10 protein-coding genes are annotated in these 11797 nt (G+C 75.2%); 4 read left to right on the top strand and 6 right to left on the bottom strand.

What is annotated here, in order from left to right; genetic code table 11:
* Window positions 1-6: 6 nt before the first annotated feature.
* Complete coding sequence (locus ACH4N1_RS00655; RefSeq protein WP_398093471.1) at window positions 7-1500, top strand: regulator; 1494 nt, start codon at window positions 7-9, stop codon at window positions 1498-1500.
* A gap of 116 nt (window positions 1501-1616) precedes the next feature.
* On the opposite strand, the gene ACH4N1_RS00650 is transcribed toward ACH4N1_RS00655, so the two are convergent.
* The gene (locus tag ACH4N1_RS00650; protein WP_398093470.1) at window positions 1617-3002 is read right to left on the bottom strand and encodes an NAD(P)/FAD-dependent oxidoreductase; all 1386 of its coding nucleotides are present in this window, start codon (window positions 3000-3002) and stop codon (window positions 1617-1619) included.
* A gap of 162 nt (window positions 3003-3164) precedes the next feature.
* Window positions 3165-4058, bottom strand: coding sequence for a TIGR01777 family oxidoreductase (locus ACH4N1_RS00645; protein WP_398093469.1), 894 nt, complete (start codon window positions 4056-4058; stop codon window positions 3165-3167).
* 71 nt (window positions 4059-4129) lie between these two features.
* On the opposite strand from ACH4N1_RS00645, the gene ACH4N1_RS00640 reads away from it, so the two are divergent.
* Complete coding sequence (locus ACH4N1_RS00640; RefSeq protein WP_398093467.1) at window positions 4130-4621, top strand: GNAT family N-acetyltransferase; 492 nt, start codon at window positions 4130-4132, stop codon at window positions 4619-4621.
* A gap of 51 nt (window positions 4622-4672) precedes the next feature.
* On the opposite strand, the gene ACH4N1_RS00635 is transcribed toward ACH4N1_RS00640, so the two are convergent.
* Window positions 4673-5857, bottom strand: coding sequence for a MarP family serine protease (locus tag ACH4N1_RS00635; RefSeq protein WP_398093465.1), 1185 nt, complete (start codon window positions 5855-5857; stop codon window positions 4673-4675).
* A gap of 293 nt (window positions 5858-6150) precedes the next feature.
* Between ACH4N1_RS00635 and ACH4N1_RS00630 the strand changes: the two genes are divergently transcribed.
* A complete protein-coding gene (locus tag ACH4N1_RS00630) occupies window positions 6151-6909 on the top strand; it encodes a peptidoglycan recognition protein (RefSeq protein WP_398093464.1) in 759 nt (252 codons plus the stop codon).
* Between the two features lie 71 nt (window positions 6910-6980).
* Window positions 6981-7250: a hypothetical protein gene (locus ACH4N1_RS00625; protein WP_398093462.1), complete on the top strand. Its 270-nt coding sequence runs from the start codon at window positions 6981-6983 to the stop codon at window positions 7248-7250.
* Between the two features lie 79 nt (window positions 7251-7329).
* Here the strand turns inward: ACH4N1_RS00625 and ACH4N1_RS00620 are convergent, their stop codons facing one another.
* From ACH4N1_RS00620 to aceE, 3 genes are all read right to left on the bottom strand, one after another.
* Window positions 7330-7848, bottom strand: coding sequence for a DUF4240 domain-containing protein (locus tag ACH4N1_RS00620; RefSeq protein ID WP_398094374.1), 519 nt, complete (start codon window positions 7846-7848; stop codon window positions 7330-7332).
* A gap of 73 nt (window positions 7849-7921) precedes the next feature.
* Complete coding sequence (locus ACH4N1_RS00615) at window positions 7922-8896, bottom strand: helix-turn-helix transcriptional regulator (protein ID WP_398093460.1); 975 nt, start codon at window positions 8894-8896, stop codon at window positions 7922-7924.
* 105 nt (window positions 8897-9001) lie between these two features.
* Window positions 9002-11704, bottom strand: a complete 2703-nt coding sequence (gene aceE, locus ACH4N1_RS00610; RefSeq protein WP_398093458.1) for a pyruvate dehydrogenase (acetyl-transferring), homodimeric type — start codon at window positions 11702-11704, stop codon at window positions 9002-9004.
* Between the last annotated feature and the right edge of the window lie 93 nt (window positions 11705-11797).

Below are 11797 nucleotides of genomic sequence, written 5' to 3'. Positions count from 1 at the left end.
CCGCAGATGACGGAACGACCCGCGCAGCGCATTCCCAACCGTCAGCTCGCCGCGCTCATCGCAGAAGCGGGATTCTCCAACGCGGGTCTGGCCCGACGCGTCGACCAGCTCGGCCTCGAGCACGGCCTGGACCTCAGATACGACAAGACGTCCGTCACCCGGTGGCTGCGCGGCCAGCAGCCCCGCGGTACCACCCCCGCCCTCATCGCCGAGGTCTTCACCCGCCGCCTCGGCCGCCGGCTCACCGCCCAGGACCTCGGCCTGGACGCCTGCGCCCCCGTGTACGCGGGTCTGGAGTTCGCCGGCACCCCCGAGGAGGCCGTCGAGATCGTCAGCGGGCTCTGGCGCAAGGACTCCGGCAGCCACGCCGAGCTGCGCAAGATCGCCTTCACCGCGGCCGGGCTCGTCGTGCCCAGCCGGGACTGGCTGATCGGCCGGGCCGACGAGAAGGTGGCCCACGGCGATCCGGCCGCCCGCGTGCCCGCCCAGGGCCGCCCGGCCGCCCGCCCCGCCCCGCCCAGGACCGCCCTCGCGGCCGGCCCGCCCGCGCTGCCCGCCGTGCCCCGGCAGCGCGGCACGGCCGAGCGGGGCCCCGGCCAGCGGGTCACCGGCGGCGACATCGCCGCGCTCCGCTCGGTCGGCGAGCTCTTCCGCACCCTCGACAACATGTACGGCGGCGGTCACGCCCGTCAGGCCCTGGTGCGCTACCTGGAGCACGAGTGCGAGCCGATGCTGCGCGGCACCTACGGCGAGCAGACCGGCCGCCGGCTGTTCGGCGCCGCCGCCGACCTCACCCGCCTCGCGGGCTGGACCTCCTTCGACATCGCCGCGCACGGTCTGGCCCAGCGCTACTTCGTGCAGGCCCTGCGCCTCTCCCAGGCCGCCGCGGACCGGGCGTACGGCTCCTACGTCCTCGTCACCATGAGCCGTCAGGCCGTGTACCTCGGACACGGGCGGGAGGCCGTGCAGCTCGCGCGCGTGGCGCAGCAGGGCGTCGGCACCGGTGGGCCGCCCACCGTGCAGGCGTTGCTGCACGCGGCCGAGGCCCGCGGGCACGCGGTGCTCGGGGAGGTGCGGGCCTGCACGGCGTCCCTGGTGCGGGCCGAGCGGGCGCTGGAGGCGGCCGGGCCGGGGGAGGAGGCGCCGCTCTGGGCGCGGTTCTTCGACGAGGGGCAGCTGGCCGACGAGTTCGGGCACTGCCACCGCGACCTCCAGCAGTTCCGCGCCGCCGCGCAGCACGCCGAACGCTCCCTGCGGCTGCGGCCCGCCGGGTACGCGCGCAGCCGCCTGTTCTGCCGCGTCGTCCTCGCCACCGCCCGCCTCGGCCTCGGCGAGATCGACCAGGCCTGCCAGATCGCCGCGGAGGCGGCGGGGCAGGCCGCGGAGATGCGGTCGGTGCGGGCCGTGGAGTACGTCCGCGACTTCGAACGCCGTCTGGAGCCGTACCGCGACGCGGCCCCGGCCAGGGTGTACCGGGACCGGGTGGCGGCGCTGGGGTAGGCGCGCCGGCCCCCGCTCCACCGGCCCCCGCTCCCCGTCCCGCCGGGTCGGGTGGTGGGCGGCCGGGGGCCGGGGCCGGGGGGCAGAGGGCTCTGCCCCCCGGACCGCGCGTGCGCTCATGCCGCCCGCTGCGCCGTCCTGACCGGCTCGGCCGCGTGGAGCGAACCCGCTCCCAGGTCGGAGACGATCGCCGCGGACGCCCGGTGCGCCGAGTGCAGCGCGCCCTGGACCGTGCTGGTGTCCCGGTGGTCGCCGCAGACGTACAGCCCGGCCAGCAGCCGCACCGGGCGGCGCAGGTCGTGCGGCGGCCGCATGGCCGGCACGGCCTCGGCGGTGTGATGCACGGCCAGCGTCTCCCAGCGCCCGGTCGAGGTGCCGTACAGCCGCGCGAGGTGCCTGCGGACCGCCGTGTCGACGCCGTCCGGCGGCGTCCCGAGCACCGTGGAGGAGATCAGCGTGCGGCCGGCCGGGGCCCGGCTCGGGTCCACCCCGCTGAGCACCGCCGTGTGGGCGACCGGTCCGCTCCGGTCGGCGTCCAGCAGCAGCGAGGCCCCGGTCGAAAGCGGCTCGTCCGTCGTGTGGTGCAGGACCGTGACGGGATGGAAGCCGGGCACCCGCAGGCCGGGCAGCAGCTCCGCCGCGGTGCGCGCGTCGGTCGCCACCAGCACCGCGCGGCACCGGAACTCGCCGTGCTCGGCGGTGGTCACCGAGGTCGTGGAGACGGCGGTGGCACGTACCCCGGTGTGCACGGTTCCCGGGGGCAGCGTCCGCGCGAGCAGTTCGGGCAGGACGTCGGCCCCGCCCTCCGGCACGCACAGCCGCCCGGCCGCGAAGGCGCGCAGCGCCAGGTCCGCGCACCGGCTGGAGGTGGTCAGGTCCGGGTCGCACAGCAGCGCGGCGAGCAGCGGCCGCAGGAAGCCGTCGATCGTGCGGGCGGGCAGACCGCGCGCCGCGAGGGCCTCGGCGGCCGGTGCCTCGGGCCGGCGCAGCAGCCGCTCGGCGGGCGTGGCCGCGAGCCGGGTGAGCGCGGCGCCGAGCCGGGCCTGGTCCACGGCCGAGCCCAGCGGCGCCCCGGTCCGCATCCGTGGCGGTGCGGCGGCCGGGCCGGTGCGCGGCCGTGGCAGCGCGCCGCTCCGGGGAGCGCCGGCGAGGGCGCGCACGGCATGGAGTGCGCCCCTTGCGCCCCCCGCCCCCGCCTGCGCGCCCGCGCGGTGGTGGCGTCCGTCGCTGTGCAGCAGGACCCCCGGGGCGAAGGGACGCAGGGTGAGCGCGTCCAGCCCGGGGGTCAGGGCCAGTTCGGGATACGCCGTGGACAGCAGCTGTCCGATGCGGTCGAGCCGGAAGCCGTCGACCTTCTCGGTCGCCATGCGGCCGCCCACGCACGGGGCGGCCTCCAGGACCGTGGTCGTCACTCCTGCACTGGTCAGCCGATGTGCCGCGGAGAGTCCGGCGACCCCGGCCCCCACGATGACGACGTCCGTCCGGTACGCGGGCTCAAGCACGTGCCCCTCCTCGAGGTTGCGCGGCCGATGGAGACGTCATGCCCCCAACTGGCGTCCTGGATACCCGAGTTCGGATCGAGCCTAGGCCCGTGACCGGCTGGCGGCAGTCGCGCATGGACAGGGCACGGTCGCACGGCGGTCGCATACGGTCCCGACGGGGCCTCAGGCGGCCCGCAGGGCGTCCTCGATCCCGGGGAACGCGAAGGTGAACCCCGACTCCAGCAGCCGCTTCGGCACCACCCGCGCGCTGCCCAGCACGTCCCCGGCCATCTCGCCCAGGACCCCCCGCAGCACCGGTGCCGGCACGGAGAACAGCGTCGGCCGGCGCAGCACCCGCCCCATGGCCGCGGTGACCTCACGGTTCGTCAGCGGCTCCGGCGCGGTCAGGTTGAACGGCCCCGACAGGTCGTCACGGTCCAGCAGGTGCCGGATCGCCGCCACCTCGTCGTGCAGCGCGATGTACGACCAGTACTGCCGCCCGTCACCCATCCGCCCCCCGAGGCCCGCCTGGAACAGCGGGAACAGCCGCCCCCAGGCGCCGCCGTCGCGCGACACCACCAGCCCGGTCCGGGGGAACACCGTCCGCACCCCGGCCGCCCGCGCCGGTTCCGCCGCCGCCTCCCACTTCACGCACAGCTCCGGCAGGAAGCCCCGCCCGGCCGGCGCGCTCTCGTCGACGACCCGGTCGCCCGTCTCGCCGTAGTAGCCCATCGCGCTGCCGTTCACGAACACCCGCGGCCGCTCGTCGAGCGAGGCGACGGCTTCGGCGAGGGCGGTCGTCCCGTGCACCCGGCTGTCGTGGATCCGGCGCTTGTACTCGTCCGTCCAGCGGTGGTCGCCGACCCCCGCGCCCGCCAGGTTGACCACGGCGGTGCACCCGGCGAGCCCCGCCGCGTCCACCTGCCCCCGCTCGGGGTCCCAGCGCACCTCGTCCGCCCCCCGGGGCGCGTGGCGCACCAGGCGGACCACCTCGTGCCCGTCGGCGGTCAGGGACCGCACCAGGGCGCTGCCGATGAGACCGGACGCGCCGGCCACCACGATTCGCGTTCGTTCCATGGGCCCATCCTGCCCCCGTGCCCTCGGAACACCCCGCGGTGACGAGCCGCCCGACTCGTAGGATGCCCCCCATGACCGGCCCCCTCATACGCCCCGCCCGGCCCGACGACGACGCCGCACTCGCCCTCATCGACGCCTTGACCTGGTCCCCCCTGCACGCCGTCATGCCGCGGCCGCAGCCGCCGTACGGTCCCTTCTTCGACGCGCGGCACCTCCCCGAGGACCACCTGGTCGCCGAGGTGTCCGGCCGGGTCGTCGGCTACGTCCGCCTCGCCCGCCCCACCGGACTCGCCTGCAACGCGCACGTGCGCCAGATCCAGGGCCTCGCCGTCTCCGACGAGGCGCGCGGCCACGGCGTCGGACGCGCCCTGGTCCGGGCGGCCGTCGAGGAGACCCGCCGGCGCGGCGCCCGTCGCCTGACCCTGCGCGTGCTCGGCCACAACACCGCGGCCCGCTCGCTCTACGAGTCCGAGGGTTTCGTGGTGGAGGGCGTCCTGCCGGAGGAGTTCCTCCTCGACGGGGCGTACGTCGACGACGTCTTCATGGGCCGCTCCGTCCTCTGATCCGCCGGATGCCCCCGGACGCCCCTGAGCGTCTCCGAGCGCCCCGGAGTCCTAGGAGCCGACCGGCTCGCCCGTGTCCACGGCCGTCGTCGCCGTCGCCGCACGCTCGGCGTCCCCGGCCACCTCGGCGGCCGTCAGGACGTACCCCGTCCCGGCGTCGGAGGTGGACCGGGCGAAGACGACCCCGAACACCCGGCCGTCGGTGGTCAGCAGCGGACCGCCGGAGTTGCCGGGGCGCACGGTGGAGCGGATCGAGTAGATCTCCCGGGTGACGGTGCCGTCGTTGTGGATGTCCCGCCCCCTCGCGTCGATCCGGTTCGCCACCGTCGCCGCCCTCAGGTCCAGGTCGCCGTCCTGCGGATAGCCCGCGACGACCGCGGCGTCCCCGCGCGAGGCGTCGTCGTCGAACCGCAGCTCCGGCGCCCGCAGCCCCGGCACGTACAGCACCGCGACGTCCCCGGCCGGGTCGAACAGCACCACCCGCGCCCCGTACGACCGCCCCACACCCCCGACCTGTACGGTCGGGTCGTCGATGCCCGCCACCACGTGCGCGTTGGTCATCACCCGCTCGCGCGCGTACACGAACCCGCTGCCCTCCCGGCCCTGGTCGCCCGCGACGCCCTCGACCTTCACCGTGCTGAACCTGGCGGCGTCCGTCGCGGCCGGGGTGACGCTGTCGCCGGTGGGCTCGGCGACCCGAGCCGTCGACTCGTTCTCGAAGGGGTTGAATACCTGCGGGAAACCCGCGTCGGTGAGCGCGGACGTGGCCCGCGAGAACCAGGCCGGGGTGGTGTCCGGCATCGTGTCCTGCACCGCCCCCAGCAGCCGGGAGTCCCGGATCGCCGACGACACCACCGGCGTCGAGGACACGGCCAGCACGCTCGCCGCCACCCAGGCCACGATCAGCACCGCCGCCGAGTTCGCCACCGCCCCGCCGGCCCCGTCGGCCACCCGGAGCGGCCCGCGGTCCAGTTCCCGGCGCAACCGCAGCGCCGGCCGCCCCGCCAGCTCGTGTCCCGCCGCCGCCGGGACCAGCACGGTGAGCACCGCGGTGACCGTCGCCGCCGTCGTCCCCGGCGCCACCAGGTCCATCACCCACGGCAGGAGCCACACGCCCGCCGCCGCGCCGCCCACGAAACCGGCCAGCGAGACACAGCCGGCCACCAGTCCCCGCCGGTAGCCCGATCCGGCGTACGCCAGGACCACCAGCACCAGCGCGATGTCGAGCAGGTCCACGCAGCCGCCTTCCTCTCGGGCCCCTCCATACGTGGGGGACGGGCCCGGTGATCAGCCTCGCGCGCGGGGCCCGCCCCCGACCGGCCACGCACGCGTGCACCCGGAAAACGTCGCGGACCGGGAGGATGGTTCCACCGGGTGGCACAGCACACATCGCGGGCGGAACGGAACCGTCCGACAGTGGGGTCATGCATGCCATCCGACAGGTCCCCCGCCCCGGGCGGAGGCCTGTGCACAGACGCGGGCGGAGACCTCGGGGACGGCGCCCGGCGCGGCTGCCGCGCCCGCTCCTCGTGGTCCTGGCCTGCCTGCCCGGACTGGCCGCCGTGACCGCCCTGGGCCTGTGCGCGGACGGCGTCGAACACGCCGCCACGGCGTCCCTGGCCGCCCGCCCCGTGCGGCGCGCGGCACAGCTCCCCGCGCACTCCGCCGCCCGGCCGCGCATCGTGCCGCGCTCGGTCTGGGTGGCCGACGCCGCCCGCGCCCAGCCCCCGCCGCGCTACGACGACAAGGTCGTCGCCGTCTTCGTCCACCACACCGACTCGCCCAACGGTTACGACTGCGCCGACGCGCCCCGCATCATCCGTCACCTCTACGCGGGCCAGACCGGCGGCCGCGACTGGGACGACATCGGCTACAACTTCCTCGTCGACCGCTGCGGCACCGTCTACGAGGGCCGGGCGGGCGGCGTCGACCGGCCCGTCACCGGCGCGCACACCCAGGGCTTCAACCACCGCACGGCCGGCATCGCCGCCCTCGGCACGTTCACCTCGGGCGTCCCCGTGCCGCAGGCGATGGTGGACTCGATAGCGGCCCTCGCCGCCTGGAAACTCGGCCTGGCGGACGTCGACCCGCGCGGGAGCGTCCGGCTGACCTCCAGCAACAGCGGCAGCCGGTACGCCGCGGGCGTCACGGCCGCCCTGCCCGCCCTCGCCGGGCACCAGGACGGCTACATGACCAGCTGCCCCGGCGCGGCCCTCAGCGCCCGGCTGCCGGAGATCCGGCAGACGGCCGCCCGCCTCCAGGGCCGGACGTCCACAGGAAAGCCTTAGGCGCCGTTCAGGGTTCTCCCATCCCCGCCCCCTACGGTCATGCACAACACAAGCCGACCGAGGTGGGGATCATGAACGGCACGAACGGTGTCCCGCAGACCAGCACCGGCACCAGCACCGGCAGCACGCACCGCGGCCAGGAGGCGGCGGCCGCCGGGCGCCGGGCCCTCCGCAGCCCCTGGACGGTCGTCTGCGTCGTCGCCGCGGTCGTCCTCGGCCCCGCGGCGGCCACCGCGTCCGCCCTGGAGCAGGCCAACAAGGCACCGCTGCACCACGCGGTGCGGGCCGAGCAGCAGGCGTACCTCCCGGCGGACGCCACCCGCCGCCGCACGACCGTCTGACCCCGGCCCCAGCCGCGACCCCAGCCGCGAGCCCGGCCGCGCCCCCGACCCCGACCCGCTCGCGGCCCGGCCGGCGCGGTCAGCCCCGGAAGCGCTCCCACAGCCGCGGATACCGCTCCGCGAGCGCCCGCTCGCTCTCGAAGTCGCCCGGGGCGCCCGCGGGTTCCGCCGGAGCGGGCGCGATGCCCAGGTCCGGCGCGACGGTCCCGGTGAGCTGCTCGTAGGCCTCGTCGGCCGCGTAGCCCAGCTCCTCGCCGTCGCCGTCGATCTCCTCGTCGAACTCGCCCAGCAGCTCCGCGAGCGAGTCCGGATCGTGCACGGCGCCCTCGTACACCTCCCGGCCCTGACCGATCAGCCAGCACCGGAAGAAGTCGAAGGCGTCGTCGCTCGCCCCGTCCAGCAACACCCAGGCGGCACCCCACAGGTCCCAGGTGTACGCCCGGTTGTAGCGGGCCTCGAAGTGACGGGCGAAGTCGAGCACCATGTCGGGGTCCAGCAGGAGCAGCCGCTCCACCAGCAGATCGGCCTGGTCCTCCGGGTCGCCCCCGGCGGCCTCGCGGGTGGCGTCGACCAGCTCCCAGAACTCCGTCTCGTCCATCACGCGTCCCAGCATCCTGCCTGGGCGGGCGGGCCGCACCTGGAGTGCCGGCGGTCTCGGGGGCGGTACGGCCTCAGGAGCGGTACAGCGCCGCCAGCCGGGCCGCGTCCTCGGCGAGACGGCGGCGCAGCGGCTCCGGGGAGACCACCTCGGCCTCCGGCCCCAGCGCGGTCAGCTGGGCGTGCGCCACCTCCTCGGACTCCACGCCCAGGGTGACCGTCACCCACCCCCGCGCGTCGGGCTCCCCGGCCCCCGCCAGGGCGTCCCGCGCGGCCACCGGGTCGACGGCGTACGGCAGCCGGCGCAGCCCCGCCGGCGTGAGCCGCAGGACGACCTCCGCTCGCAGGATCGACCGCGCGAACCGCTCGGCCTGCCGGGCCCAGAAGCCGGGCAGATCGAAGTCCTCGTCCCTGCCGAACCGCTCCGCGCCCGGTCGCGCGTCCGTGAACCGGTCGACGCGGTACGTCCGGAAGGCCCCCGCGTCGGTCACCCGCGCGCACAGGTACCAGACGCCCGCCTTCAGCACGAGCCCGTACGGCTCCAGCTCCCGTACGGCCTCCGTCCCGCCCCGCAGGTACCGGGCGGTGAGCGGACGGTCGTCCCACACCGCCCGCGCGACCACGGGCAGCAGCGGGGGTGTCTCCGGCTCCTGGAACCAGGCGGGCGCGTCCAGGTGGAACCGCTGCGCCGCCGTCCTCGGGGCGTCCCTGAGGGACGGCATCAGAGCGGCCGACACCTTCAGGCGGGCCGCCGAGGCCGCGTCCTGCAGGCCCATCTCCCGGAGCGCGCCCGGTACGCCGCTCAGGAACAGCGCCTCCGCCTCGCCGCGGGCCAGGCCGGTGAGGCGGGTGCGGTAGCCGTCGACCAGGCGGTAGCCGCCGGCCCGCCCGCGCTCGGCGTACACCGGGACGCCCGCCTCCGACAGGGCCTGGGCGTCCCTGGTGACCGTGCGCTCCGACACCTCCAGCTCGCGCGCCAGTTCGGCGGCGGTCATGGCGGACCGGCCCTGGAGGAGCAGCACCATCTTGATGAGCCGGGCAGCACGCATACCCGCATGATGCCGGGTGGCACCGACAGGGTGCTCCCGCCCCCGGACGCCCGCAGGGGCGCGGCGGCCGTGGCCACCGCGCCCCTGCGGACGCACTCACCGGGCCTACAGCCCGTACCGCTCCCGTGCTTCCTTCACCGCCGTCGCCCGGACCTCGCCGCGGCGGGCCAGCTGGGCGAGGGCCGCCACCACGATGGACTCCGCGTCGACGCCGAAGTGGCGGCGGGCGGCGTCACGGGTGTCGGACAGGCCGAAGCCGTCGGCGCCCAGCGACGAGTAGTCCTGCTCGACCCACTGCGCGATCTGGTCCGGGACCTGGCGCATGTAGTCGGAGACCGCGAGGACCGGCCCCTCGGCACCCTGGAGCGCCTGGCGGACGTACGGCAGCCGCTCCTCGCCGCGCAGCAGCGCCGCGTCGGCCTCCAGCGCGTCGCGCCGCAGCTCGGTCCAGGAGGTGGCGGACCACACGTCGGCGGCCACGCCCCACTCCTCGGCGAGCATCCGCTGCGCCTTCAGCGTCCAGTGGATCGCCGTGCCGGAGCCCAGGAGCTGGATGCGCGGCGCGTTGGCCGCCGGGGACAGGTCCGCCGACTCCGCCGTGTTGAAGCGGTACAGGCCCTTGACGATGCCCTCGTCGATGCCGGGGACGGCCGGCTTCGCGGGCTGCGGCACCGGCTCGTTGTAGACGGTCAGGTAGTAGAAGACGTTCGGGTCCTCGCCCGGCGCCGCCTCGCCGTACATCCGGCGCAGACCGTCCTTGACGATGACGCCGATCTCGTACGCGAACGCCGGGTCGTACGTCAGCGCGGCCGGGTTGGTCGCCGCGATCACCGGCGAGTGGCCGTCGGCGTGCTGGAGGCCCTCGCCCGTCAGCGTGGTGCGGCCGGCCGTGGCGCCGACGAGGAAGCCGCGGCCGAGCTGGTCGCCGAGCTGCCACATCTGGTCGGCCGTGCGCTGCCAGCCGAACATCGAGTAGAAGATGTAGAACGGGATCATCGCTTCGCCGTGCGTGGCGTACGCGGTGGACGCGGCGATGAAGTCGGCCATCGAGCCGGCCTCGGTGATCCCCTCGTTGAGGATCTGGCCGTTCTTGGCCTCCTTGTAGTACATCAGCTGGTCGCGGTCGACCGGCTCGTACGTCTGGCCCTTGGGGGAGTAGATCCCGAGCGAGGGGAACAGCGACTCCATGCCGAAGGTACGCGCCTCGTCGGGGACGATCGGCACCCAGCGCCTGCCGGTCTCCTTGTCGCGGACCAGGTCCTTGACCAGCCGGACGAAGGCCATGGTGGTGGCGACGTTCTGGGAACCGGAGCCCTTGTCGAACGCGGCGAACGCCTTCTCCGCGGGGGCGGGCAGCGGGGCGAGCGCGTGCGTACGGCGGGCCGGGGCCGGGCCGCCGAGGGCGGCGCGCCGCTCCTGGAGGTAGCGGACCTCGGGGGAGTCGGTGCCGGGGTGGCCGTAGGGCACGACCCCGTCGACGAACCGGCTGTCGGAGATCGGCAGCTCCAGCAGGTCGCGCATCGCCTTGAACTCGTCCACCGAGAGCTTCTTCATCTGGTGGTTGGCGTTCTTCGACGCGAAGCCCTCCCCGAGGGTGTGGCCCTTGACCGTCTGGGCCAGGATGACCGTCGGGGCGCCCTTGTGCTCGACGGCCGCCTTGTAGGCCGCGTACACCTTGCGCGCCTCGTGGCCGCCGCGGGAGAGGTGGAAGCATTCCAGGATCTTGTCGTCGCTCAGCAGCTTCGCCATCTCGACGAGCGCCGGGTCGGCGCCGAAGAAGTCCTGGCGGATGTAGGCGGCGTCACGCGTCTGGTACGTCTGCACCTGGGCGTCGGGCACCTGGCGCAGGCGGCGTACGAGCGCGCCCGTGGTGTCGAGCCGGAACAGCTCGTCCCAGGCCGAACCCCACAGCGTCTTGACGACGTTCCAGCCGGCGCCGCGGAACTGGGCCTCCAGCTCCTGCACGATCTTGAAGTTCGCGCGGACCGGGCCGTCGAGGCGCTGGAGGTTGCAGTTGATGACGAACGTGAGGTTGTCCAGCTCCTCGCGGGCGGCGAGCGCGAGGGCCGCCGTCGACTCGGGCTCGTCCATCTCGCCGTCGCCGAGGAACGCCCAGACGTGGGAGGCGGAGACGTCCTTGATGCCGCGGTTGGTCAGGTAGCGGTTGAAGCGCGCCTGGTAGATCGCGGAGAGCGGGCCGAGGCCCATCGACACCGTCGGGAACTCCCACAGCCAGGGCAGGCGCCGCGGGTGCGGGTACGACGGAAGGCCGTTGCCGCCCGCCTCCTGGCGGAAGTTGTCCAGGTGGCCCTCGTTCAGGCGGCCGTCGAGGAAGGCGCGGGCGTAGATGCCGGGGGAGGCGTGGCCCTGGATGTAGAGCTGGTCGCCCGAGCCGTCGGCCTCCTTGCCCCGGAAGAAGTGGTTGAAGCCGGTCTCGTACAGCCAGGCCGCGGAGGCGAAGGTGGCGATGTGGCCGCCGACGCCGTGCTTCGCGCCCCGGGTCACCATGGCCGCCGCGTTCCAGCGGTTCCAGGCGGTGATGCGGGCTTCCATCGCCTCGTCACCCGGCGTGGCGGGCTCGGCGGCGGTGGGGATGGTGTTGACGTAGTCCGTCTCGAGCAGCTTGGGCAGCGCGATGCCGTTGCCCTCGGCCCGCTCCAGCGTGCGCCGCATCAGGTACGCGGCACGGTGCGGCCCGGCCGCCTGGGCGACCGCGTCCAGTGAGGCCTGCCATTCGGCGGTCTCCTCCGGGTCCCGGTCGGGGAGCTGGTCGAGCGCGCTCGGCTGGATGGCGTGGGGGTCGGTCATGTCGCCGCCTTCCTCAGTCGAAGGGGGTTCCCTCATCGGTAAGGGTTCGGGGGTGCCCTTGGTCTTTGGCAGGACAGGGCGGTGGGGCTCTGC

It is taken from the genome of Streptomyces sp. NPDC017202 (assembly GCF_044331705.1).
Taxonomy (GTDB): domain Bacteria; phylum Actinomycetota; class Actinomycetes; order Streptomycetales; family Streptomycetaceae; genus Streptomyces.
Note: the sequence above shows the minus strand (reverse complement) of the source record. Positions and strands in the feature narration are given on the sequence as shown.

Coding starts and splice junctions, on each gene's coding strand:
- ACH4N1_RS00655 (WP_398093471.1), top strand. CDS start 7: ATGACGGAACGACCCGCGCAGCGCATTCCCAACCGTCAGCTCGCCGCG.
- ACH4N1_RS00645 (WP_398093469.1), bottom strand. CDS start 4,058: ATGGAACGAACGCGAATCGTGGTGGCCGGCGCGTCCGGTCTCATCGGC.
- ACH4N1_RS00640 (WP_398093467.1), top strand. CDS start 4,130: ATGACCGGCCCCCTCATACGCCCCGCCCGGCCCGACGACGACGCCGCA.
- ACH4N1_RS00625 (WP_398093462.1), top strand. CDS start 6,981: ATGAACGGCACGAACGGTGTCCCGCAGACCAGCACCGGCACCAGCACC.
- ACH4N1_RS00620 (WP_398094374.1), bottom strand. CDS start 7,848: ATGGACGAGACGGAGTTCTGGGAGCTGGTCGACGCCACCCGCGAGGCC.
- ACH4N1_RS00615 (WP_398093460.1), bottom strand. CDS start 8,896: ATGCGTGCTGCCCGGCTCATCAAGATGGTGCTGCTCCTCCAGGGCCGG.
- aceE (WP_398093458.1), bottom strand. CDS start 11,704: ATGACCGACCCCCACGCCATCCAGCCGAGCGCGCTCGACCAGCTCCCC.